The organism is Gillisia lutea, from assembly GCF_021568705.1.
In the GTDB taxonomy this organism is placed as follows: Bacteria; Bacteroidota; Bacteroidia; order Flavobacteriales; family Flavobacteriaceae; genus Gillisia; species Gillisia lutea.
In genome coordinates this window covers 211,847-238,475 of record NZ_JAKGTH010000011.1, presented here as the reverse complement: position 1 = coordinate 238,475, position 26,629 = coordinate 211,847, and the positions used below count along the sequence as shown (strand labels likewise).

Sequence of the window (26,629 nt, the reverse complement as noted above, 5' to 3'; positions counted from 1 at the left end):
ACATGAAATATATATCTTTAGTTGCAGGCTGCCTCTTAATTACAGCTTCTGCATTGGCTCAAAAAGTATCACTTCCTATAGATACTATGGTGGTAAGCAATCATTCTGTATCGATCAATGGAAAAAATATAAATTATACCGCTCAAACGGGAACTCAACCCGTGTGGGATAAAGATGGGAATCCTACAGCAAGTTTATTCTACACCTATTATAAACGAAATGATATTAAAAATACTGAAAACAGGCCTTTGGTCATTTCATTTAACGGCGGTCCTGGCTCAGCTTCAGTATGGATGCATTTGGCATATACAGGACCGAGAATTCTGAAAATTGATAATGAAGGTTTTCCCGTACAGCCCTATGGTGTGAAAGAAAACCCTTATTCTATATTGGATATTGCTGATATTGTTTACGTAAATCCTGTGAATACTGGGTATTCCCGAATTATCGACGAGGAAAAATCAGATAAGAAAGATTTCTTTGGTGTGCAGGCAGATATCAAATATTTAGCAGAATGGATAAATACGTTTGTCACCAGAAAGAACCGATGGCTGTCTCCAAAATATCTCATTGGTGAGAGTTATGGAACTACAAGAGTATCAGGATTAGCTTTAGAACTACAAAACAGCCAATGGATGTATTTGAACGGAGTAATTCTTGTATCTCCTACCGAACTTGGTATTGAACGTAACGGGCCTGTAGAAATAGCAAATAGGCTTCCCTATTTCACAGCTGCTGCGTGGTACCATCATAAATTACCGTCCGAATTACAAAGTAAAGATCTTGAACGTTTACTTGAAGAAGTGGAGAATTATACCATAAACTCTGTACTTCCTGTTTTAATAAAAGGCGGTTTTACTTCAACAGAGAAAAAAAATGAGATTGCTCAAAAAATGGCCTATTATTCGGGTATCTCTCAACAGGTTATTCAGCAAAATAATCTGGCCGTGCCATTTCGCTATTTCTGGAAAGAGCTTATGAGAGATAAGGCATATACAGTAGGAAGATTAGATTCTAGATATCTTGGAATAGACTCTAAAGAAGCGGGAGATTCACCTGATTATAATGCAGAACTTACTTCATGGCTACATTCATTCACTCCGGCTATTAATTATTATTTGCAACAGGAATTGAATTTCAAAACTGATATTAAATATAATATGTTTGGCCCTGTACATCCATGGGATAGAAGCGGTGATAATACAGGAGAGAATTTAAGACAGGCTATGGCGCAAAACCCTAATCTCGACGTAATGATACAGTCTGGATATTTTGATGGAGCCACCACCTATTTTAACGCGAAATATTCTATGTGGCAATTGGACCCAAGCGGAAAGATGCAAGATAGACTAAGTTTTAAAGGCTACCGAAGCGGGCATATGATGTATTTGAGAAATGAAGATCTTAAGAATGCAAATAATGATATAAGAGACTTCATTTTAAAATCACTTCCTAAAGAGGGAGAATCGGCAAAATATACTGCTCAATAATTGGAGTTGTACCTAATTAAAAATCCTTTCAAAGTACATTGAAAGGATTTTTTTATTTTAACTAAGTAAGTAAGCCTTTAGGTCGGTATAATCTTTTATCCCGATAGATTTCTTTTGCTTGTTTAAAATAGCGTTTATGGTTGGAGGAATTTCCAATTTGCTTCCAATAACACTCTCTACGGTTTCTAAAAACTTTACAGGGTGTGCTGTTTCTAAAAAAGTCCCGTAATAATCTAGGTGCTTCTTTAGAAATTCCTGTAGTCCTAAATATCCAACAGCTCCATGAGGATCCATAACATAGCCTGTTTCCTCAAACACGTCTTTCATTGCCTTTTTGGTAAGATCATCAGAAAAACTATAAGAGGACAAATGATCTTTAAGAACTTTAAAATCTTTATCAAAAAGCTCCATTATCCTAATAAAATTACTGGGGTTTCCAACATCCATTGCATTAGAAATAGTGGCCACACTAGGTTTAGGCTCATATATTTCAGAATTGAGATATCTTCCCACCACATCATTAGCGTTGCTGGATGCCACGAAATGATCTATAGGCAATCCCATTTTAGATGCCAGCATTCCAGCACATATATTTCCAAAGTTTCCGCTGGGAACTGAAAACACCAATTTTTTATCGATTTCAGCTAATTGCTGATAGGCGATAAAATAATAGAACATTTGCGGTAACCATCGTGCCACATTAATTGAATTAGCTGAAGTTAATTGACGCTGCATTTGAATTTCCTCATCTAAAAAGGCTTGTTTTACCATATCTTGGCATTCGTCAAAAGCGCCATCTACTTCTAGAGCGATCACATTTTGCCCGAGTGTGGTTAGTTGCTTTTCTTGGATCTCACTTACCTTACCTTTAGGATATAGAATTACCACATCTATCCCCTCTACCCCAAGAAAACCGTTGGCTACTGCTCCTCCTGTATCCCCAGATGTCGCTACCAGAACGGTTACTTTTCCAACATTTCCTTTATTAATGAAGTACCCCAGACTTCCGGCCATAAACCTTGCACCCACATCTTTGAAAGCCATGGTTGGACCATGAAAAAGCTCCAGAACGCCAACGTTCTCTTTTAAGGGCACCACCGGAAATTCAAAGTCCAAGGTATGTGCTATTATTTTTGTTAACTCTGAAGCAGGAATTTCATCACCTACATAATTTTTTATTACCTGAAAGGCCAGATCAGTTTTAGAAAATCCATTGATATCCTTGAAAAAGGACTTAGGTAAACTGACGATCTTTTCCGGAAAATACAAACCCTTATCGGGAGCCAGTCCTTTTAGTACAGCATTTTCAAAAGTGGAGGTATGTTCTCTATTATTTAAACTGAAATATCGCATTATATGATTTTTATTCCTTGAGTATTAATTTCTGAATGGTGAAGATCGAAATCTATTCCTTTTTCCTGATAAAATAGTTGCATTGCTTCCCTTACACTTACCGCAACCTCATCTCCCTTGCACATAGCAAAAACTGAAGGTCCCGACCCTGAAATTCCAAAGCCTAAAGCCCCACTTTCCATTGCAATTTGTTTAAGTTCATCAAAATATGGAATTAAAATTGAGCGTACCGGTTCGATGATCTTATCGTGTAAGCTACGTCCAAACAATTCGTAATCTTCTACATATAGCGCACTTACCAAAGCTCCTAAGTTTCCCCATTGAGTTATTGCATCTTGCAAATTCACATTTTGTTTTATTATTGCCCTAGAATCTTTGGTTTTCACTTCAATTAAAGGATGTAAAATAACCACTCGTAGTTTAGGAGGCGATGGTAATGCAAGTACTTCTAAAGGGTCATAACTTCTTACTAGGCTAAAACCTCCCATGAGGGCGGGAGCAACATTATCGGCATGAGCATTCCCACTGGCCAGTCGTTCACCCTCCATTGCAAAGGGTATAAGCTCTTTTACTGTAAATGGCTCTCCTAAAAGCTTATTAATCCCATATACCGCACCGGCTGAGCTCGCTGCACTACTGCCTATTCCACTACCCGCTTTAATATGTTTGTCTATCTCAATATCGAATCCTTGAGTAAAATCTAGTTGTTTCAGCAATGCCTGTACTGCTACCCCTGCAACATTCTTATGAGTTTCCATGGGAAGATCCTGGCCGCTAATTCTTGTAATTCTAAGCTCATTGAGATCGTTCTTGCGAAGAAGCATTTCGTCTCCCACATTGTCCAGACAACATCCCAATACATCAAACCCACAGGAGAGATTTGCGACTGTTGCCGGGGCAAAAATTTTAATATCTTCCATGAGCTATTTTTTACCTATTCGAATTACATCTGCAAATATCCCGGAAGCAGTAACATCGGCCCCGGCACCAGCCCCTTTCACAATTAAAGGTTGCTGACTGTACCTGTTTGTAAAGAATAAAACAATATTATCGCTACCGCTTAAATTATAGAAAGGATGTTCTGCTCCCACCTGTTGTAATCCTACTTTAGCCTTTCCATTATCCAGTTGGGCGACATACTTTAGCTGCTTATTATTAGCTTCAGCATCTTTATACATGTTTTTGAACTTTTCTTCATCCTTTTGCAGGAGATCAAAAAATGCCTCGTTAGTTGCCGCGTCTAAGCTTTCTTGAGACAGGAAACTATCATTCTCAATATCGCTAAGTTCCATTTCCAGACCACTTTCTCTGGCTAAAATCAGGATTTTACGGGATACATCAATTCCACTTAAATCAATTTTCGGATCCGGTTCAGTATAACCTTCAACCATTGCCTGCTCCACGGTTTTATAAAATGGCTCTTCTGCGTTATAATTATTGAAAACAAAATTCAGACTTCCTGAAAGTACTGCCTGTATCTTATGCACCCTATCTCCGGATGCCATTAAGTTCTTTAAGGTATCAATAATCGGTAACCCCGCTCCCACATTGGTTTCATATAAGAAAGAAGCTCCATATTCTCGTGACAGGTCCTGTAATTTCTGATAATTCACAAGATCATCGGCACAAGCTATCTTATTACAAGTCACTACCGAAATAGAATTTGCCAGATATTTTTTATACCATGCCGCTATTTCAGGACTGGCCGTATTATCCACAAATATGCTATTCCTTAAGTTAAGTTCCTTTACTTTTTCAAAAAATCCTTCTTTAGTAGCATTTTCACCGTTTTCAAGTATTTCCTTCCAGGAATTTAGGTCTATACCCTCCTCATTAAATACCATCTTTCTAGAGTTTGAAAGACCAAGAACTCGCACTTTAAGTCGGAGTTTTTCCAGCAAATAAGTTTCCTGCTGTTTCAACTGATCAATAAGCTTACTACCTACATTTCCAACACCGGTAATAAATAAGTTAAGTTCTTTTGAAGGTACTTCGAAAAATTGCTCGTGTAAGGTATTCAATGCTTTTTTCACATCCTTTTTCGCAATTACTGTCGAGATATTTCTTTCTGAAGACCCCTGTGCTATAGCCCTAATATTGATGTTATTATTTCCTAAGGCACTAAACATCTTCCCGCTAAGACCATGATGACTTCGCATTCTGTCACCAACCAGTGCCACAATAGCTACATTTTCTTCAATTTCTACCGGTTTAATCTTATTGTTCTGAATCTCAGTTAGAAAAGCTTCATCTAAAGCATCCTTAGCCTGCGTGGCTTCATCATCCTTCACAGCAATACAAATACTATGTTCGGAGGAAGCTTGAGTAATTAAAACTACATTTATCTTCTCCTGATACAAAACTTCAAAAAGACGTTTTGAAAAACCGGGGATTCCTACCATGCCACTGCCTTCTATATTCAATAACTTGATAGAATCTATATGAGTGATCCCTGTAACCCATCTAAAGTTCTCCTTACTGGACTTAGAGATCACCGTCCCCCGTTCTTCTGGTTTAAAGGTGTTTTTTATATGAATTTCTATTTGCTTGCTTAGTACAGGGTGAAGGGTTGGAGGATAAAGTACTTTTGCTCCAAAATGAGATAATTCCATCGCTTCTTCATAAGAGATATTTTTTAAAGGATATGCCTGAGAAACAAGACTTGGATTGGCTGTATACATTCCATCCACATCGGTATATATCAAAACTTTCTCGGCATCTAAAGCACCCGCAAATATAGCCGCCGTAAAATCTGATCCCCCTCGTCCTAAAGTACTTGGCACTCCTTGATCATTCTTAGCTACAAACCCAGGTGCCACGAAAAGTTTTGCTTTGTGCTCGTCAAAGTAAGTCGTGATGTTGGAGTTAGTTTTACTATAATTTACCTGCACTTTTTCATTGTTATTTTTGCAAACAATTAGTTCTCTCGAATCTACAAATTCAACCTGAAGGCCAATGCTTTTAAAATATTCAGTAATTATAAGTGAGGACAATAGCTCACCAAAGCTGGCAACTACATGTTTTGTCTTATTGGAAAGTTCATTTAACAAGTAAACTCCTTCATATAAGGTTTCCAGTCTATTAAACTCACCTTTAACCCTACTTAAAATTCCACTTTGTGTATTAATTGGTACCAACTCCTTTACCGCGTCCAAATGCCTTTTTTCATTTCTCTGAAGGATTTCCTTATAACTGAGATCCTCTTTTGAGGCAAGATCAGCCATATAAAGGAAGTCATTAGTTACACCGCCAAAAGCCGAAAACACAACAATCGTAGTGCCTTCATTCATTTGTGCTTTTACGGTTTCTGCAACTAATTTAATTCTACTTGGAGATGCTAACGAAGAGCCTCCGAACTTCAAAATATTCATGGCTGTAATAATTTATGATTTAAAAAAAGATGAATTTATTCTAGGAAAATATAGGTGCGGACGAAGTTTTACATATAATACCCCAAAGGGGTAATAGAAAACATAGTAATAGCAATTGTGCCTGAAGTAATGGCTCCAACTACTAATATATTACGGAATGAATACGAATTTTTCATGTTTTCCCTTAAAACTGATGTTAAAAGTATATATTTTCATCAGTAAAAAAAACAAAACATAGAATTTAAATCAACTTTTATGAAATTCTCTTTTTAGGGAATTTAAATTATAGAATTCATAAAATAGAACTTTTATATTTTCAATTTCACATTATTATTAATCTGAAAAACTTTAGCCAGGTTTAAAAATTTACGTTTGAAAAGGTTTTTTGCAGAATTAATTTAAAACAACCCGTCATAAATTAAAAAGGCAGTGAAAAAATTTTAATTCTTTCACTGCCTTTTTTACACAACATACATTAAGCTATCAAATTACCTGAACGCCTAATTGCTTTAAAATGCCTAATTCATCACTACTCCCCCAACGTTCTATTAATTTACCATCTTCAAAACGCCCTATTTGCATCCCTCTCACGCTAAATTGTTTTCCCGTTGGCGATACTCCCATAAATTCTCCTTTATGAGTTCCGGACACCGTATAAGCAAAACTAACATTCTCTTTATCGGTTACCATATGCTCTACCTCAGCCTTCAAATCGGGAAAAGCAGTGCGCATCATACTAAAAAAATCTATAAAACCTTGCGGCCCCGGACCTTGCATAGGTGCAGGATCATGGTCTTTTACCTTGTCGTCTACTACTTCTCTTATCCATTCAAGATTACCGGTATTAATTGCCTCTGCAAATTTCTCTTGGGCCTTTATATTCTTTTCCTGACTCATACCTATTTTATATAATTATATAGCCCCAAGTTATTACTAGTCTTTCAATCCTTGTACTAAGGCAATGTTAAGTTTACAAACCACTTATATAGCTCCCATAAAGGTCTTTGAACTGAACACCTTCAGCCGACCGATATTTATTTAGTTTCTTATACTCTACTAATCCCCAAAGTAAAAATTCTTTCAAGAAATATTTATCTTCTTCTGGAGACTCATTTTGATACTTCTCAATCAATTTATTCAGGGGTGGAATAGAATCTAACTTTTCATGGTATTCCTTCTCGGTTATTTCATCTAATAATTCGAAACCACTTTCAGCAAAGAACCATTCCACAAGATCGTTATATGGATTTTCAGCATCCTCCTTTTCCAATTTTTCGATTTTCGGAAAGTATCTATTGAATAACGTCTTAACCGCATCTCCAATGAGCTGTTCAGCAACAAAAGCACTTCCTTCCTGTTCACCTTCATAAACTAACTCCACTTTCCCGGTAATGGCCGGAATAACTCCCATAAAATCCCCAAAACGAATGGAGGTCTTTTCTTCTCCGGCAATAACAGTACGACGCTCGGCCGCGCTCAAAAGATTTTCAAAAGCGGAAATACTCAACCTAGCACTAATCCCACTTCTGGAATCTATAAATTCGTTATCTCGTGCTTCAAAACTAATTTGCTCTAAAAGATCTTTTGCTAATTCGGGAACATGCACTAAATCGGCCTGTCTGGAATCGAGTTTTGCTTCTTGTTGTGTTATTGTTTTAGCAATCTCAATATTATGTGGATAATGGGTAAGAATTTGAGAACCTATCCTATCTTTTAACGGAGTTACTATACTTCCTCTATTGGTGTAATCCTCGGGGTTGGCGGTAAAAACGAATTGCATATCTAACGGTAATCTAAGCTTAAATCCTCGAATTTGAATATCACCTTCCTGTAAAATATTGAAGAGTGCTACCTGAATTCTAGCCTGTAGATCGGGAAGTTCGTTTATAACAAATATACTTCTATTCGCTCTGGGAATCATACCAAAATGAATTACTCGGTCGTCGGCATAACTTAGTTTTAGGTTTGCAGCTTTAATTGGATCTACATCGCCAATTAAATCGGCCACTGTAACATCAGGAGTGGCCAGTTTCTCGAAAAATCGCTCTTCTCTGTGTATCCATGTAATAGGGGTTTGATCCCCTTTCTCACTAATTAATTCCTTAGAATATCTGGAAATTGGCTGTAGCGGATCGTCATTTATTTCTGAACCTGCTACAATAGGAATCCATTCATCCAGCAAATTCACCATCATTCTTGCCAATCTGGTTTTGGCCTGCCCTCGTAATCCCAATAAATTAATATTATGTTTTGAGAGTATTGCACGTTCCAGTTCCGGGATTACTGTGTTTTCATATCCGTGAATTCCTTCAAATGAGGTTTCTTTATTCTTAATTTTAGAGAGCAAATTTTGTCTTAACTCTTCTTTTATACTTTTTGACTCATATCCGGAGGCTATAAGTTCTCCCAGCGTCTTTATATTTTCAATTTTCATCTTTTTCTTTTTACTATTAGTTTAATTCTGGCAGGTACTTACCCTTTTATCCTTTTTTTTCGATTCGCTTCGTAATCTTCAAAGATCATTTCGCCCAAACCTTTAAGTCCTGTAAAAAAGGCTTTTCCTTGATTGGCCTGCGTAAATTCTCGCACAAATCGCTCCAGATAAGGGTCTTGAGCAATCATAAAAGTTGTAATTGGAATATGTAATTTTCGAGCTTGTTGGGCTTTATTGTAGCACTTATCAATAATAAACGGATCCAGACCTACAGAGTTTTTGTAATACGAACCATCTCGTTCTCGAATGCAACTAGGTTTTCCATCGGTGATCATAAAAATCTGTTTATTGGTATTACGTTTTCTTCGTAGCAAATCCATAGCCAGCTCCAACCCCGCCACGGTATTAGTGTGATAAGGCCCTACTTTTAAATAAGGTAGATCTGCAATGGAAATAGCCCATGCATCATTCCCAAAAACCAGGATATCGAGAGTATCTTTAGGGTATCTTGTAGTTATCAATTCGGCTAAAGCCATAGCCACTTTCTTTGCCGGAGTTATCCTATCTTCACCATACAGAATCATACTATGACTTATATCAATCATTAGCACGGTACTCATTTGAGATTTATGATGAGTCTCTTCTATAACAAGGTCATCTTCCGTCATCTTAAAATCGCCGGTGCCATGATTTATCTGAGCATTTCGTAAACTCTCTGTCATTGAAATTTTATCTAAAGAGTCCCCGTATTGAAAGGTTTTGAATTCTCCGGTGTGCTCATCTCCTAAGCCCTGATGTTTCGTTGAATGATTTCCGGCACCGCTACGTTTTAATTTTCCGAAGATTTGATTTAGCGCCTGCTGGCGGATTGCTCGTTCCGTTTTTGCTGTAATGACCACTCCCCCATTCCCATCGGGATCTATTTCTTCGCGTATATATCCCTTTTTTTTAAGATCTTCAATAAAATCATCTATGGTATAACTATCATCAGTCAATTTATATTCCACGTCTAACTGACGTAACCACTCAATGGCCTCATCAAAATCTCCAGAGGTATGAGTGATTAATTCTTTAAATATTTCAAATAATTTATCGAATGGAGATTTATACGGTTCTTCATATTTATGAAAAACAAAACCCTTTCTAACATTTAAATCCTTCTTTTCCATAGTTTAAAGTTAATGCATTTTAAACTGAATTTAAAAGCTGATAGCAATGAACATGGGATAAAGTTTTGTTAAGTATTCTACTTTTCGCATGTTAGGGGCTCATAAGAATTTCTATAAATTATACAGGTAATTAATTCCTGTTATACTTTTCTTAAATGCTTCTTGAATTTCCTGAAGAAATTAGAGATTTGAATAAAAATATATTTATGAAGTTAAAGTCCCTTTTTTTGATTTTTCTAGGCCTGATATTATCACATAATTCTTTTGCTCAGGAGACAAACACTTCCCCCTATAAAACTGATTTCTTAAAAGATGGGATTTATATTACTACGGGATTAGGCCTTAATGTATTGGGAGTTAAACTTATTCAAAATAAAGATGACCTTACAATTAATGAATTGAATAACTTATCTAAAGATGATGTTTGGGGAATAGACCGATGGGCAGCAGGGTATGATTCAGAACAGGCTAATAAGGACAGTTATATTCCTATGTACGGTTCTTTCGCCCTTCCCTTATTGCTTATGTTGAACGAGAACGAACGCCAAAATGCAGGGCAAATTTCAGTTTTATTTGTAGAGACCATGGCTACCACTGGAGCATTATTTTCTATAACGGCTGGTTTAGTAGAAAAAAGCAGACCCCGAGTTTACAACACCTCTTTACCTGAAGAAGACAGGATAGCAAGTGACGAACAACGTGCTTTTTTTGCCGGGCATACTGCCGCTACCGCTGCAGCAAGTTTTTTTGCCGCAAAAATATATAACGATTTCAATCCTGATTCTTCACTAAAACCTTTGGTATGGGGAGTTGCTGCCGCCATACCTGCCACGACAGGATATCTTAGAATTAAAGCCGGTAAACACTTCTTAACCGATAATTTAATAGGATATGCAGTAGGAGCAGCTAGTGGGATCTTAATTCCCGAATTACATAAAGTTGGTAATAAGAATCTTCAAGTATATCCTGTAACTACATTTAACCAGGGAGAATTTAATACCACTTCACAAGGTTTAGGGATGACCTATCAGTTTTAAATAAGAAATTAATAAATTTAACAACACAAAAAACACGAAATGCCCTTTTCTGAGATTATAGTTACCATTTTTGGAATTCTTATGCTTATTCCCACATTGGCATCTCTTACAACATATGACCAATGGTGGATTAGAGGATTTGATTTTCCAAGGATACAAATTAGTGTTTTAATAATTGTTGTTATAATTGCTGCCATTTTCAGCTATTCGTTTAATGAATACTGGCATTACCTATTGGTGTTTCTATTGCTGGGGAGTTTTATTTATCAGGCCGTTAAAATATTTCCTTATACTCCATTTTCTAAAAAGCAAGTCCTGTCTTTTAGGGGTGATGATCCTGATACATCAATTTCTATTTTGGTTAGCAATGTACTTACTCCTAATAAACGATCAGACAAGCTTATTAAAGAGGTTCATAAAAACAAACCGGATTTACTTCTAACTTTAGAGACCGATGAACGCTGGCAGCGGGAATTAGAAGTAATAGAACAGGATTATCCGCACACCGTAAAAATTCCTAAAGATAATTTATATGGTATGCATCTCTACTCTAAACTAAAATTAGAGGATATAGAAATAAAGTATATCATTGAGGATGATATTCCTTCTATACACGGGTATGTTAGATTAAATAATGGTGCAAGAGTAAAAATACACTGTCTACATCCAAAACCACCAAGTCCCACAGAAAGTGATACCTCTACAAACAGAGATGCCGAACTCCTTTTAGTAGGAAGAGAAGTAAAAAAAGATGAAGAATCTGTTTTAGTAATTGGAGATCTAAATGATGTGGCCTGGTCCAGAACCACCAAGTTATTTCATAAATTAAGTGGGTTATTAGACCCTAGGATTGGAAGAGGTTTTTATAATACATTTCACACAGGCTATGCATTATTGAGATGGCCTCTGGATCATGTTTTCCATACCAACGATTTTACACTTATAGAATTAGCCCGTTTAAATAGCGTAGGATCAGACCATTTCCCTATGTTCATAAAGCTGAATTATGCTCCAAGAGCAGAAATTCTTCAACAGGAAACCGAAGAGGCTACCGAAGAAGAAAAAGAATGGGCAGATGAAAAAATAGAAAACGGTCATCCAAAGGAAACAGAAATCTAATCCTCCTTCTATTAAAAAAACTGCTTTAATTCGGGGTGGTTCTTCACCTTATAACAATTTTCAATTGTAATAGGTTTCTCTATAAAATCAAAAACATTGTTATACGCCTTTGCCTTTTCTTTATCAAAACTATCAATAGACGAAGTAACCATTAAAACATGGACAAAAGGCAAAATGGATAAGGTTTTTAAATTTTCTAAGAATTCCCATCCACTTATTCCTGGCATATTAATATCCAATAAGATTAAATAATGATGACCAGGTTCTTCCTGGGTTAAAAAATCGAGTGCTTCCTGCCCTACACTGTATAGCTTAGGAGAATCAGTAATTCCACTTTTCTGGAGCATTTTGCGCTGTATAAAAAGCACAATATCGTCATCATCTATTATTAGCACTTTAAGCATTAAGAGAGTTTTGTTTAACCAATTCGGTTTTATTTGAAATTTTTCTAATTATTATATCCAATTCCTGCGCAGATGTAATAATATGTTCCAGCATCTGACTGCTATCTTCAACATTATCATGATTTTGCAATAAATCGATTATCCCCATAATTCTCGCCAGAGGAGCTCTCACCACATGAGATTGTGTCCATGCAATTTCCTTTAGCCGTGCATTATGATTTTCTATGGTTTCAATATAATTATGAATATTGGTCATGTCCTGCATAGAGCCAATCATTCTTAAAGGTTTTCCAGAAGTATCTGAAACAAGATAACTTCTATCTAATACATATTTGTAGGTGCCATTTGAGCAGCAAAATCTATATTCTATTTGAATAGTTGGATGACCATTCTTGTATACCTCAGCCACTTTTGCAAGTACGCGCTCTTTATCTTCTGGGTGAATTCTAGACTGGAACCATTCTCGAGATCTTTCTACTGTATCTCTATTATACCCAAACATAGTTTCAATACCTTCATTGTAGTTCATGATGTTTTGTTCCACATCATAATCTGTTATGGTGTCGCTGGTGGCTTTTGCTACAATATCATAACGTTGAAGACTTTCAATAAGCTTTTTCTCCTGATTTACAAATTCTGTAATATCTCTAGAGTTAGCTACTATACCATTAACCGCCGGATCATCATTTAAATTAGTAACTATAGTCTCTATCCATCGCCACCGATTATTAGCAGTTTTAACTCTATATGTTGGAATTTGAATTCTTTTATTATCATGAAGTTTAAAAATATGCTCTTGTACATCTTTAATATCATCTTGATGAATTGAATAAAAGAAATTATGTTTTAAGAATTCTTCCGAAGGAATTCCCAAAATAGTATTGGATGCGGGACTTACATATTTTAAGGCTCCATCAAAATCCAAAATCATTACTAATTCTGAACCATCCTGAACCAAAGCTTTAAAACGTTGTTCCCTTAGCTTAAGCGTTCTTTCAGCTTCTAACTGGGCCGTTACATTGGTTACAAGTGTAACTCTTGCTTCCTTTCCATTAAATTCTATTGGATTGCTTTTAATTTGAACATGAATAATGCTGCCATTCTTTGTTTTATGAATAGCTTCTAATTCAAAAAGGTCATCAATATTATTACTCCATATTGTTTCTATTTTAAGCTTAACTTCTTCTATCCAAAGATCCCTTACAGTCATTTTTAAAAACTCTTCTCTCGAATATCCATATAATTCTATAGCAGCATCATTCACCTTTATGAATTCTAGAGAATGTTTATCTAATACCCACATGGGCATTGGACTGGAATCAAACAAGCTTTTATAAATTTTTTCAGACTCACTTAATTGATATTGGATCTTTTTTCGTTCAATACTATAAAAGATACTTTTAGAAAGCTTTGCAGCGTCCAGTTCGTCTTTTAAAAGATAATCGGAAATGCCCAGCGCAAGTGTTTTAACACCAAATTGTTTATTGGCGTATCCGGTTAGTACTATTACAGGAACGTTTTTAGTTAAGGCTACAATTTGTTTTACAAGAATTTCGCTATCGTCTACATCGGGTAAGGAAAGGTCTAGTAGAACAGCATCGAAACACGTAGGCGAGCTTAATTTAATCTTCGCTTCGCCAAATGTTGAAGCCCTAGAAAGCATTATTCCTAAATGTTCTTCGCTCAGGTAATCCTCTATTAGGACGTAATCTCCTAAATGATCTTCAATTACTAATATTTCTAATGCGCTTAAACGAGTATGCATAAAATTTTATTGTTCTTTAGGAAGTTGAACAATAGATACCCAAAAATTCTCAATAGAAGAAATCACTTTTAAAAAATCGTTCACCTCAACAGGTTTAGTGATATAACAATTAGCAAAATTCTTATAAGAACTTATTATATCTTGATCTGAAGATGAGGTGCTTAACATAATTACGGGTAGGTGTTTTAGATTTTCAGAAGATTTAATTTCTTGAAGTACTTCATGCCCATTTAATTTGGGTAAGTTTATATCTAATAAGATTAAATCCGGGGTTAGGGCATGCTCATGTTTTCCATTTTTATTCAAAAACTGAATTGCTTCCCAACCATCTCTTGCAACATCCACTCTATTTGCTATTTTCCCTTCAGAGAGCGCTTCTGTGGTTAACAGAATATCTCCTTCGTTATCCTCGACCAGTAATATGTTAATAGGATTCATAGCATTCGTTTTGTAGGTGGGGTAAAGATACTAAAATTGTTTTTTGATGGTGAAGTGAAAAGTACTACCTCTATCTACCTGAGATTCCACCCAGATAGTACCTTCATGATTTTCAACAATTTTTTTACAAATTGCAAGACCAATTCCTGTTCCTGTATATTGATCTTTAGAATGCAAGCGTTGAAAGATAACAAAAATTTTATCAAAAAACTGCTCGGTAATTCCGATTCCATTATCAATTACACTTATTTGCCAAAATTCAGGATCTTCTTTTACCTCAATTTGTATTACTGGATTTCTACCTATTTGATGATATTTTAAAGCATTGCTCAATAAATTTGATAGTAAGCGTTGTAAAGGTGTTCCTGCTGCTTGTATTGTTGGTAGATTTTCATATACCACTATTGCGTCATTTTCGATTATGAGATTTTTGTGAAGATGAATAATTTCATCTAACATTTTGTTCAAATCAATTTCTTCAAATTGATAATTCATCTTTCCTACTCTTGAATACTCTAAAAGGTCTAAAATAATTTGTCGCATTCTTACTGCACCATCTGTTGCAAAGTGAATATATTGCTGAGCTTTTTTATCTAACTGGTTATCATATTTCTTTTGAAGCTGGGTTAAAAAGCTAGTAACCATTCTTAGCGGTTCCTGCAAATCATGCGAAGCTATATATGCAAATTGCTCTAATTCTGCATTAGATACAGCCAGTTCATGCACCTTTTTTTCTAAATTCTCATTCAACAATTTCAGTTCAATTTCATTTCTCTTTAATTGGGTAATATCCTGTAACGCACCTATCATACGTTCGGCCCTACCATTCTTATCTCTAATTACAAAACCTTTGTCTCTAACTATCGCATTTTTTTTATTCGCCATAGTGATTCTATATTCGCACTCCCATTTATCCTGATTGAAATTTGTTAAAGCTGCACTTAGATCTTCTAGTACTCTATCTCTATCTTCTTCATAAATATTAAGTTCCCAATTTTCTATATTTTCTTGTTTGGAAACTCTTTCATAACCAAAAAGAGAGTAATAAGCCTCACTCCATTCTAATACATTATTATTGATATCCCAATCATATACTGCTTCGCGAGTAGCTTTAGAAACCAGATCATATCTCTCTTTGGCTATTCTAATCTCTTGATTTGCATATTTTTTTTGTGTTATATCCTTAAAATAAACAGATAATCCATCCTTACCAGGATAGGCATTAATTTCGAACCATATATTTAATGGCTCATAAAATCCTTCAAATGATACTTTTACCCCCGTATTAACTGCATGATTGTATTTTTCATAAAATATATCATCTTCAGCCTCTGGAAAAAGGTTCCAAATATTTTTATTTAATACATCTTCTTTCTTACACTGCAACAAGGTTTCTGCTTCAGAATTTAAATAGATAAAATTCCAATTACTATCTAACAAATAAAATCCATCGGTTATACTTTCTAATATATTTTGAACTCTGGTTGTGTATTCTGAAACAATTTTTTCTTGTGCTTTACGCTCACTAATATCATTATGAATTCCAAAAATGGCGATCAACTCTCCAGCTTCATTAATAATTGGTCCGCAGCTAAGGTGATAATCCAATATTTTACCACTTTTACTTTTCAATTGCATATCTCCATTCCAATATTCTCCTAATAAAAGGGTTTGAAAAAGATCAGTTGCAAAGCCATTATTCAGAAAAATCTCTTCTATTATAACATCTTTATTCAATTCAGACACTGAGTACTCTAAAGCATTCTTAAGTGCGGTATTTAAGTAGATTTCGTTTCTTTCTAATGAAATTAAACCTATACCATCTTTAGAACTTTCTATGATATTCTGATATTTCAGTAATTCAAGATTAGCCGTTTTAATTGGGGTAATATCTATACCATAAATGTGAAGGATCCTTTCCTCTTCAATAAAATCGGCCGGGGTCCATGATATCCATTTCCATTCTCCATTCTTGGCTAAACATCTTATTTGAAAGGGTTCCGGATTTCTTCCTAAGGAAACCTCTTTCAATTTTTTAAATGAAATCATCGTCTCATCTGGGTGCAAAAACTCTTTAAAAGGAATGCTAAGCAATTCTTTTGTAGTATACCCAAAAATTTTATGAAATGCAGGATTCACTTTTTTGATATAACCATCTAATCCTAATACAGCTATCAGGTTGGGTGAATATTCAAAAATATTGCTTAATTGATTTTCTGTAATCTTTCTCTGAATATTGGTTGAGATTTGGTAAGAAATACGCGGAAGGAGTTTTGCAATATCGAACTCCTTAAGAATTTTCTCATTGCCAAAAAAGGTGAGAACTGTAATAACTTCATCCTTAAAAATAACAGGAACACCAATGGCTAAAGAAATTTCTTCTTTATTTAATAATCCTTTTCTCAAAAACCTGGTATCTTCAAGCGGGTTTTTCCAAATTTGTATTTGCCCGGTACTCCAGGTAATTCCCGGTAGTCCTGCCTCTTTCTTAAAACTATATATCGGTTCTAAACTGCTTACATCTGATGTAAAATTATAGTCTGATATTTTTCTAATTACATTTTTATCGTAACCTACTTCCCAAGCCTCTCCTAATTTAAAATTGAAAAAATTTGAAATTATCTCAATTATGTGTGACAGCGCTTGTTTTAAAGATGGAACGTCGCTTAATGAATTGAGCAGCTTATTTAAAAGCTGCTGCTCAGCTTGTAAGCTATGGGATTCAGTAACATTTTTAGCTATTATTACTAAACCATCTACTTCATCATTTTCCAATATTATAGGAACTTTGGATAATAAGATTACTTCCCTGTTTTTTTTATAGTCATAAATAATATCTTCTCTATTTAAAACTGGAATCCTACTATCTATAATGCGCTGATTATCCTTGATAATTTCTAAACCTTCCTCTAAAGAAAATATATCAGTAGGCATTAGATTTAATGTTGACTCTTCATTTGACGCACCTAAATAGTCCGAATAAAAACTTTTATTACTTAAAATTGTTTTATGTTCATTGCTTACCACAAAAATATAGTCTGGAATATTGTCTATTATGGTTCTTAACATATTGCGTTCCTTAAGCAGCTTTTCTTCTGAAGCTTTTATATTTGAAGCATCTTTTGCCACGCAGTAGTTAATCTTGTTAATAGGGTCCCACTTAACCGACCACATTAAATGCACGATTGCACCATTTTTCTTGATATATCTATTCGAGAAATTTAAATGGTTTCTACCGTCCATTATTTCCTGTGCAACCTTCTTGGTAATCTCTATGTCTTCAGAGTGCATAAGATCTGTAAATTTACCTCCTATTAACTCTTCGGGGCTGTAGCCTAAAATTTGATAACTAGCCTTATTTACATCTCGAAAATACCCTTCACCATCAATACTACAAATCATATCCAAAGATTGATCTAAAATAGTTTTAAACCTTTCCTGACTTTCTTTAATAATGTCCTTGTTCTTTTCACTGGCAGTAATATCCTTAGCTATACCAAAGCAGCCGGTAATTTCATTGTCAACAATTATGGAAAAGTTGGTTACATTGATAATTCTCTTGGTACCATTAATACCAATAAACTCAGTTTTATAATTTTGAACTTCACCATTTAGGGCTTTTAAGAACAATTCCCTCACTCTCTCTTGTTCATGAGGTGGAATAAATTTAAAAACATTCAACCCTTCAATTTCATTATTAGGTAATTCTGCAAGCTTCAATGCACTTGCATTTGCAGTTTGTACCTTTCCTGTAAGATCAAATGAATAAACGGCATCCGGATGATTATGAAATAAAGATTGATATACTAGCGTAGTTTTTCTTAAAGCTATTTCCTGCTCTTTTTGCTTAGAAATATCAATTAAAATATTAGTTGTGTATTGTTGTTGTTTACTATCAATATATACTGATGAATAAACCTGGACAGGAAATTTTTCCCCATTTTTTCTAATCCCTGTCAAAACTCCCCGTACACTCCCTTTAACTTCCCTCTCCTGTAAAATATTGGAAAGATTTTTATCTTCTTTATCAAATAACTTGTCTCTTCTTAAGCCTTTCAATTCTATTGATGAATAATTGAACATTTGATTAGCGACTCTGTTACTATCCAAAATTTCCCCGGAAGGTTTGGCTAATAAAATAGCTATAGAAGCATTTTCAAAAATTCCTTGAATTCTTATATCAAAATTTTCTATTCGAATACCATTTCCCGTATTCATTAGTCTTAGAATAAGTCTCTTTACCTTATTTTCCTTGTTGAAAACAGGAAAAAATTCTATTTTGAGATTTTCTAGATTTTCTAGATTTTCTTCCTCTAAAGAGAATGCAGGAATGGAAATTCCTGAAAAACTTAATTTTATAGAGGTCGCAAATTCCTTTAATCTATTTGTAGGAATAAGTTCAAAAATGGAATTGATTGAGTCAAGCTTTCTCTCAAAATTTAATTGAGTAATGCGATTTGCCTCCTTTGTGAAAGAGCAAATTAAACCATCATTTTTTATTTGAATAAGGGCTATTTCATGGCTATTTCCAGTAAAATCTTGAGAATCATTTAAAACTTGCTGAATTATCTTTTCCCGAAGTGGAGCATCGTTAGTATTCAACATGTTATATGAAGTTTTTCAATGGCTGTAAATAATGAAATTGAGTTTTAGAATAACTGCTTTGTAACTTGGATACCAGCACCAAAATTAGGAGAAGAAATACCGCTAAAATCTGTACCTGCCTGGAAATTAATATCTATTATTCCATTCCAAACTCCCAAATCTAAATATGTAGACAATACATTATTTTTGCGATAAGCATTTCCTTTAGCTCCATAATTCTGTCTATAGCTTGTTAAGATTTTATAAGGCATTTTTTCAAAAGCAATTCCTGTAATTCCAACATGGTGAGCTACTACCTTATTATTGTTAACTCTAAATCTATTATCATTAAGAGTAATAAAAGGTAAGCCTAATACCTTAGAATCATAGGTCCAACCCGAACGATAGAGATTATTATTAAAATAATTATCTTCCCCATCGGTGGTAATATTTTTATCACTTTGATCTTTGGTATAATAAAATTCATACATAAAGGCATTCACCCATGAATCCTTTTCAGGACTTTCTATAAAGATACCATAACGTCCATCGGGCGTATTTCTTAATACTAACCCCGAACCATCTTCAAATAAATGATTATAAATAAATTGGACGTTGTAATTATTGATGGTAGTATTAATATACACCTCATAACTCCCTAACTGATTCCCCAGAGCGTTTACCTCTTCCCCGTCAACCGTATCACCTCCTTCATTTCCAGTGAACACATCCATATAATCATTAAAACTGCCAGGTAACTTGCCATAGATGGGAGAAGTGCCCGCCCATTGCGCAAAATGTTGCATTCCCACAGTAATTTCAAAATTCTTGATCTTACTGAAAATCAAATGAAAACTCTTATGATGTAAACGAGTATCTTCAACATACCTGTCATCATCCATGATAAATTCTTCAATACTGGCAGTAAATGCTAATCCACCTTCCCGCCATAAGGTTAATGGGTTTTTGGTAGCTAAACTAATCCCAGCCAAAGGTCGCGCATTCAACGACCATAATATATTCTCATTGGTTGCGCTTAATCCTTTATAAAGCTCTTCTCTTTGCTTTCTCCCCAAGCTTGCAACTAACCAGGAATTATCAAAACCTATGTAAGATTCATCCAACCGAAATTCATTATTATATCCATCATGATACAAAGCACCCAAACCTACTTCTAAGTTGGCATTTTCATTTAACTGATATCTTGCGTTTGCCGATATCCAGCTAGAGAAATTAGAACTCTCATCTAACCTTCCACGTTGATTGGTATACATCCAGAAAGGAAGTCCTTCCTGAGAGGACAAGACCCCTTTTGCGCTGGCGATTCCAGAAAAATGTATTTGTGCATTAATTTCACTCAAACTAAGTAAAACTATTATTGAAAGTAAAGTATATTTCATATAAATTTCTATAACATTGAGGTAATTATCTGTTTAGTAGATATTGGTATTAAAAATATATAATTTTACACGATAAAAAGTTTTTTATGTTATCCATTTTTCAAAAAAAGGAATTTCTCATTGATCATTTATCAGGTATTACTGATATCCATAATCATATTTTACCTGGAATCGATGACGGTGCAGCTAACGTTAATGAAACAATTGGTCTATTAGAAAAATTTAATAATCATGGAATTAATAAATTTATTGCTACACCTCATGTAATGAATGATTATTATCCCAATACACCAGATAGTATTAATGCAGCACTAGATACAGTAAAAGAAAGTTTACTTTCAAAATCTGACTTAGCAGACAGCCAAATTTCAGTTGGGGCAGAATATATGATGGATCAAAGTTTTTTAGATTTGTTAGAAAAAGGGGAATTACTAACACTTAAAGACAATCTAGTACTTGTGGAAATGTCTTATTTCCAGGCCCCAATCAATCTTAATGAAATATTATTCACACTTCAAACTAAAGGCTATAAGCCTGTTTTAGCACATCCAGAGCGATACGCTTATTTTCATAATAAAGATCTGAGGAAATATGAGGATCTTAAAAGTAGAGGCTGTCATTTTCAGGTAAATGCCCTTTCGCTTTCTTCTCATTATGGAACGAGTATGCAGCAAATTGCCTATAAATTAATAGAACAAGGCATGATAGATTTTATAGGAAGTGACACTCACAGAATCCAGCATATAGAAAAATTATCTTCTATTCAACTAAAGAAAAAGCAACTTCTTGCAATTTCAAAAATAGTTGAAAAAACAAAAGAAACTTTTTAAAATATTATTTATTAAATTTTCCTTTCATAATTCTTTTTAGTTTCGATTCTTTCTCCACTCCATATCCATATCCATATCCATAAGAATAACCATATTGTGCTCCGTAGGAAAATTTAGAATAATCCACGTCATTTAAAATAATAGCTAAACCTTTCAGCTTACCTTGTTGCTTTAAGTCCTTAGGGAAATCAAGCAACTTTTTATCAGTGTAACCAGCTCGAGTTACATAAAGTGTCGTATCTGCAAGAGGACTAATTAACAGCGTATCAGTAACAATCATTGTTGGAGCAGTATCAACAATAACAAAGTCATATATTTCTGAAAGTTTTTGAAGTAGGACTTCCATTCTGTTACTCATAAATAATTCAGCAGGATTCGGTGGAATAGATCCCGATAAAATCAAGTCCACAGCGATGTCCTCATTCTCTGAAGAAGTAATGATATCTAATGGTTTTAAATCTAAGTCATATAAATAATCAGACAAACCTTTAGTTTCCAAGTTTAAATCAGTATACCTGTGTAATTTTGGATTTCTAATATCAGCCCCTATTAGCAGCACTTTTTTTCTAGTTGAAGCCAAAGTACGAGACAAATTATATGAAACAAAAGTCTTTCCTTCTCCTTTGATCGTGGAGGTCACAAATATTATTTCACCTCTATTTTCCTTTTTGGCTTTCATTAAATAGGCCAAATTAGTACGCAGGATCCTAAAAGATTCGGCTAAGGGAGAGCGATCGTTTAATTGGATAACTTCCTCACTTCCGGGACTTATTTTAGGAACTTCACCTAAGAAAGGAATATTTTTAGTTAAATCGGCAAGATCACCCTTATGATGAATCTTTGTATCTAACATAAACTTAGCAAATATTATAATTAAGGGAAGAATAAGGCCAATTAAAAAGCCTCCTACTAATATAAGCCATGGTTTTGGATCGACTGGAGAACTAATCGTATAGGCAGGATCAATTATTTTAGCCACTGGAGAGGTAACTGCGAATGCGATAGCCGCTTCCTCACGACGCTGTAATAAGAATAAATATAGCTGTTCCTTTATTTGCTGTTGACGTTCAATCCCTCTCATTCCCTTTTCCATTCCTGGAAAAGCACTGAACTTTCCTTGTGAATTCCTCTCTAATTGATTCAGTTCGGACAACTGAATATTCAAAGAATTTATAGTACTGTTTATATTATCTGTTAAATTCTCTCTTAACGAATCCAATTGATTAGTAAGTGTTACAACAACCGGATTTTGTGGAGTAGATGTTCTTAAATAAGCGTTTCTTTCAAGAATAAGTGTATTATAAGAAGTTATTAATCCATTTATACTTCCTTCGGAAATACCCATATTGGAGGGCAACAGTTGATAATTCTTTTTTGAATTCAATACCTCCTGAACAGATCTGATAATCATGAGTTGAGTTTCAATTTCAAAGATTTGTTTCTCAGCAGCTGATGACTTAGCTAAATATTCCTGAGCACCACTAGAAACATCCATAAATTGATTTTCTCTTTTAAAACTAGCCATACCCCCTTCTACAGAATCCAGTTCGGATGTAATCAATTCCAATCTATTCTGTATAAATTCAGTAGTACTTAAAGCAACTTGTCTTTTATCGGCAACACCATCTTTATTAAATTGGAACATCAAATTATTAAGAAAATCTTCAGATTTTCTACTTTCTTCCTGAATAATTGAAAGAGACAATATGTCTTGGGCTTTCCCTTTAGGCCCGATACTCAATTTAGAAATATAATTTGCTGTAACCTGATCTATGGGAGTTACATTAATTTGAACCGTGTTCGAATTTCGAAGTGAGAAATTATTCATCCCTGCACGAGGAACGATAAAAAATTCTAAATTATCTAATTCAATTTTCTCTCCTATCTTGTGCTCCTTTTTATAACCAACAGACTCATCGATTAATTCGAATGTAGTATCAGATTTAGGTGTTACAAATAAGGTTTTGCTTACTCCATCTACAATAGAATCAGGAGTAATAAATTTTATAACTAAAGGACTGCTCTTATAAGCTTCTATAGTAATAACATTTCCCTCCAAAAAATAAGAGATATTGTGATGGAGTTCTTTCACAACTTTCTTCACCAAACGTTTTGACTTTAATGTAACTATTTGATTATCTAAGGTATTGCTTCCAATAGATAAAATAGACCCACCTCCAGACGGCAAAGCTCCAGCAATATTATTTTCAGCCTCATTCAAAATCATAATAGAAGCCTCAGAATGATATTGAGGAATAGTGTACCTGTTATATAAATAGGCAATCAATCCTCCAATTAAGAATCCAAACACCAACCATTTCCAATGTCTTAAATACTTATATATCTCAGCTTTTAAATCAAAATTTGATTCTTTCTCTTCAGTAAAATCTTGTAATTCTTCCATTCAGATTATCGCGTAAAAAGTATAATAAGACTAAGTATTGTTGTTCCTAATGATATCAAACCAGTGTAACTGGTGATAAAACCAGCTGATTTAACTTGTCTGTAAGTAGGCTCAACATACACTATATCATTTTGTTTTAAATAATAATAAGGATTTTTAAAAACATCGGCACTGGTAATATCTACTCTCCCAACAGATTTAACGCCATTTTCTTCTCTAATAACTAGAATATTTTTTCGCTTACCATTGTATGATATATCCCCTGATAATGCAATCAATTCAGGAAAAGAAATCACCTCATTTTCAACAGAAACGACACCAGGAGAACCAACCTCCCCCAATACGGTAATCCTGAAGTTTAAAAAGCGTACCGCAATTACTGCATCGGTAACGTAATCTCTAATTTTAGATGTTAAAAAAGATTCTAATTCACTACGCGTTTTACCTGCAACTTCAATTTTACCCAAAACCGGAAATTGAATATTTCCATCAATATCGACTAAATATCCTCTTAAAGCAGGATTCTGCTGAGAGCTACCTCCTCCTTCATTTCCTGACTCCATTTGAAAAGGAGCAGCTACTTCAGAATTCAAAGACGTAACCTTGATATGAAGAATATCATTTTTTTGCACCACTGGTTCAAAGTCGACTAGATTCTTCATATTATCCAATTTTTCCGCCTCCTGAAAATAAACAATTTCCTTTCGGGTAGAACAGCTGGATAAAATCAGTAAACTTAGTAAGAGGAAAATTTTATAGTTCATATAATAGGATTTACTAATAGTATAATTGGAATCCATGTTAATAAGTACAAATATAGAACTCTAACACAGATTAAAAATTTAAAAATTATTTTTCTCGGATTTCATTGACTTTATCTAACAATTGATAGGTAGAGTTATTACTGATAAATTCAGGAATAAGTTCCTTTAGCTTTGCCACAATTTTATCATTTTTAAGTTTATTTGCAGACTTTATTATTTTGATGATTTTTTCATTTATGACATCATAATTATGCACCGTATCTAGCCCTATCATAATTTTTTTATTATGCGTAGGTAAAGTTTTACATTCGTCATTTAGCAACTCTTCATATAATTTCTCTCCAGGTCGTAATCCGGTAATTTTCACTTTGATATTCTGATTTGGAACGTAACCTGCGAGTTTGATCATTTTAATTGCCAGATCCATAATTTTAACTGGCTCTCCCATATCAAAAACAAAAATCTCTCCTCCATTACCCATTGTTCCTGCTTCCAACACCAACTGACAAGCTTCAGGAATGGTCATAAAATACCTTATAATATCTGGGTGGGTAATAGTAACGGGGCCACCTTTCTGTATTTGTTTTTTAAATAGAGGAACCACAGATCCGTTTGAGCCTAATACATTTCCAAACCTTGTAGTGATAAACTTTGTTGAAAATTCTCCCTTATTTAGGTCACTGTGAAATAAGGATTGTACATACATTTCAGCAGCTCTTTTTGAAGCTCCCATGACATTACTGGGATTAACAGCTTTATCGGTGGAAACCATTACAAAGTGCCCCACATTATACTTCACCGAAAGGTCAGCTAAATTCTTAGTACCACTAATATTCACAAATACAGCTTCGTGTGGATTTGCCTCCATCAATGGTACATGCTTATAGGCAGCAGCATGATATATAACATTGATATTATTGTTTTGGAACATTAATTCCAATCGTTTCAAATTCCCAACATCACATATAATACATTTGTAATTTAAATCAGGGAATTTTGAACCTACCTCCAATTGAAGGTTATGAAGTGGCGTTTCCGCCTGATCCAAAATAATCAGCAATTTGGGGTTATAATGAGCTACCTGCCTTACTATTTCACTACCAATAGAGCCAGCTCCTCCTGTTACTAAGATAGTTTTACCTGTTAGCTGAGCTTCTTTGTTTTCTTTATCCAAAACAATTGGTTCCCTATCTAAAAGATCTTCTATTTGCAAGGTTTGGACCTTTTGGGCAATGGGTTTATCGTCATCTTCCCAATTGGAAACAATTGGAGCATTATATACTTTAATATTATTCTCCAAACAGTTTTCTACCAACGCAAATTTTTCTTCCGAGGTATAACTGTCATCTGACAAGATTACTGCTGCTGCACCTAAAGATTCGATTTCTTCGTGAACTGTGTCTTGATACTTCACAACAGGCTTATCTAATAACCTGATACTTCTATTATGTTTGGTTTTAGTCAAAAACCCTACAATCTTAAATCTTTTAGGGTGCTCCAAATCTAAAGCTCCAGCAATGGAAATCGCATTTTCATCTGCTCCTAAAATAACCGTTCTAATTAAACTCTCATTTCGTTGTGCTATTTTAAAATATTCATATACCTGTTTTACAGCCAATCGAAATAAGAAAAGAAGAGAAAAAGATATCCATAAATTAATAAGCAATCCTCCTATAAGATATATTTTCTGACCTATAACGAAATATGTTATATAATTGATGGTTATCAACGTAATGAAAGAGCAGGCGGTTGCTAATATTAGTTTTAATGCGTCGATATTGGAGGAATATCTTATAATACCGGCATACGTTTTAAAAATAAAGAAAAAGAAAATATTAATTAGAACACAAATCACCCCCTTACTGGCAAAATCCATAAAGGTGTAATAGTTTGGGGTAAGATCTACTATAATTAAAGTTGTAAGCAAAAATGATATCGAAACCAGACAAATATCAATAAGAAAAACAACCCATCTTGGTAGGTATTTTATATTGCGTAAATCTAATGCGTTGTCTTCACCAGATAAACTAAATTTAAGCGCATTTTTTAATCTGTTCGCCATTACTT

Annotated in this window: 18 protein-coding genes; 4 read left to right on the top strand and 14 right to left on the bottom strand. The window is 34.4% G+C overall.

Going from position 1 to position 26,629, the window contains the following annotated elements; genetic code table 11:
• The first annotated feature begins 2 nt into the window (after positions 1-2).
• On the top strand, positions 3-1,490 hold the full coding sequence (locus tag L1I30_RS13560; RefSeq protein WP_236134841.1) for a S10 family peptidase: 1,488 nt from the start codon (positions 3-5) through the stop codon (positions 1,488-1,490).
• A gap of 57 nt (positions 1,491-1,547) precedes the next feature.
• Here the strand turns inward: L1I30_RS13560 and thrC are convergent, their stop codons facing one another.
• The 6 genes from thrC to L1I30_RS13530 form a co-directional block, all read right to left on the bottom strand.
• A complete protein-coding gene (gene thrC / locus L1I30_RS13555) occupies positions 1,548-2,843 on the bottom strand; it encodes a threonine synthase (protein ID WP_236134840.1) in 1,296 nt (431 codons plus the stop codon).
• Positions 2,843-3,763: a homoserine kinase gene (locus tag L1I30_RS13550; RefSeq protein ID WP_236134839.1), complete on the bottom strand. Its 921-nt coding sequence runs from the start codon at positions 3,761-3,763 to the stop codon at positions 2,843-2,845. Before L1I30_RS13550 ends, thrC begins: the two co-directional genes overlap by 1 nt.
• Before the next feature lie 3 nt (positions 3,764-3,766).
• Positions 3,767-6,214, bottom strand: coding sequence for a bifunctional aspartate kinase/homoserine dehydrogenase I (thrA, locus tag L1I30_RS13545; RefSeq protein WP_236134838.1), 2,448 nt, complete (start codon positions 6,212-6,214; stop codon positions 3,767-3,769).
• A gap of 483 nt (positions 6,215-6,697) precedes the next feature.
• Positions 6,698-7,111 (bottom strand): ester cyclase, encoded by a 414-nt coding sequence (locus L1I30_RS13540; protein ID WP_236134837.1) that lies wholly within the window; start codon positions 7,109-7,111, stop codon positions 6,698-6,700.
• A gap of 73 nt (positions 7,112-7,184) precedes the next feature.
• A complete protein-coding gene (locus tag L1I30_RS13535; protein WP_236134836.1) occupies positions 7,185-8,648 on the bottom strand; it encodes a MoxR family ATPase in 1,464 nt (487 codons plus the stop codon).
• A gap of 38 nt (positions 8,649-8,686) precedes the next feature.
• Entirely contained in the window at positions 8,687-9,817 is a 1,131-nt protein-coding gene (locus L1I30_RS13530) for a vWA domain-containing protein (protein ID WP_236134835.1), read from the bottom strand.
• Between the two features lie 206 nt (positions 9,818-10,023).
• Between L1I30_RS13530 and L1I30_RS13525 the strand changes: the two genes are divergently transcribed.
• Positions 10,024-10,854, top strand: a complete 831-nt coding sequence (locus L1I30_RS13525) for a phosphatase PAP2 family protein (RefSeq protein WP_236134834.1) — start codon at positions 10,024-10,026, stop codon at positions 10,852-10,854.
• Positions 10,855-10,893: 39 nt separating this feature from the next.
• Positions 10,894-11,973: an endonuclease/exonuclease/phosphatase family protein gene (locus L1I30_RS13520; RefSeq protein ID WP_236134833.1), complete on the top strand. Its 1,080-nt coding sequence runs from the start codon at positions 10,894-10,896 to the stop codon at positions 11,971-11,973.
• Positions 11,974-11,984: 11 nt separating this feature from the next.
• Here L1I30_RS13520 and L1I30_RS13515 read toward each other — a convergent pair whose 3' ends face one another.
• Genes L1I30_RS13515 through L1I30_RS13495 form a run of 5 tightly spaced genes read right to left on the bottom strand, consistent with a single transcriptional unit; the run spans position 11,985 to position 20,564 of the window.
• The gene (locus tag L1I30_RS13515; RefSeq protein WP_236134832.1) at positions 11,985-12,377 is read right to left on the bottom strand and encodes a response regulator; all 393 of its coding nucleotides are present in this window, start codon (positions 12,375-12,377) and stop codon (positions 11,985-11,987) included.
• Complete coding sequence (locus tag L1I30_RS13510; RefSeq protein WP_236134831.1) at positions 12,370-14,142, bottom strand: PAS domain S-box protein; 1,773 nt, start codon at positions 14,140-14,142, stop codon at positions 12,370-12,372. The genes L1I30_RS13515 and L1I30_RS13510 overlap by 8 nt, the downstream gene beginning before the upstream one ends.
• A 6-nt stretch (positions 14,143-14,148) precedes the next feature.
• Complete coding sequence (locus L1I30_RS13505; RefSeq protein WP_236134830.1) at positions 14,149-14,580, bottom strand: response regulator; 432 nt, start codon at positions 14,578-14,580, stop codon at positions 14,149-14,151.
• A gap of 30 nt (positions 14,581-14,610) precedes the next feature.
• Positions 14,611-19,185: a PAS domain S-box protein gene (locus tag L1I30_RS13500; RefSeq protein ID WP_236134829.1), complete on the bottom strand. Its 4,575-nt coding sequence runs from the start codon at positions 19,183-19,185 to the stop codon at positions 14,611-14,613.
• Positions 19,186-19,229: 44 nt separating this feature from the next.
• Complete coding sequence (locus L1I30_RS13495; protein ID WP_236134828.1) at positions 19,230-20,564, bottom strand: capsule assembly Wzi family protein; 1,335 nt, start codon at positions 20,562-20,564, stop codon at positions 19,230-19,232.
• An 86-nt stretch (positions 20,565-20,650) separates the two neighbouring features.
• Between L1I30_RS13495 and L1I30_RS13490 the strand changes: the two genes are divergently transcribed.
• Positions 20,651-21,394 (top strand): tyrosine-protein phosphatase, encoded by a 744-nt coding sequence (locus L1I30_RS13490; protein ID WP_236134827.1) that lies wholly within the window; start codon positions 20,651-20,653, stop codon positions 21,392-21,394.
• A 4-nt stretch (positions 21,395-21,398) separates the two neighbouring features.
• Here the strand turns inward: L1I30_RS13490 and L1I30_RS13485 are convergent, their stop codons facing one another.
• From L1I30_RS13485 to L1I30_RS13475, 3 genes are all read right to left on the bottom strand, one after another.
• Positions 21,399-23,798: a GumC family protein gene (locus L1I30_RS13485; RefSeq protein ID WP_236134826.1), complete on the bottom strand. Its 2,400-nt coding sequence runs from the start codon at positions 23,796-23,798 to the stop codon at positions 21,399-21,401.
• 5 nt (positions 23,799-23,803) lie between these two features.
• On the bottom strand, positions 23,804-24,460 hold the full coding sequence (locus tag L1I30_RS13480) for a polysaccharide biosynthesis/export family protein (RefSeq protein ID WP_236134825.1): 657 nt from the start codon (positions 24,458-24,460) through the stop codon (positions 23,804-23,806).
• A gap of 187 nt (positions 24,461-24,647) precedes the next feature.
• Positions 24,648-26,624, bottom strand: coding sequence for a polysaccharide biosynthesis protein (locus tag L1I30_RS13475; protein ID WP_236134824.1), 1,977 nt, complete (start codon positions 26,622-26,624; stop codon positions 24,648-24,650).
• Between the last annotated feature and the right edge of the window lie 5 nt (positions 26,625-26,629).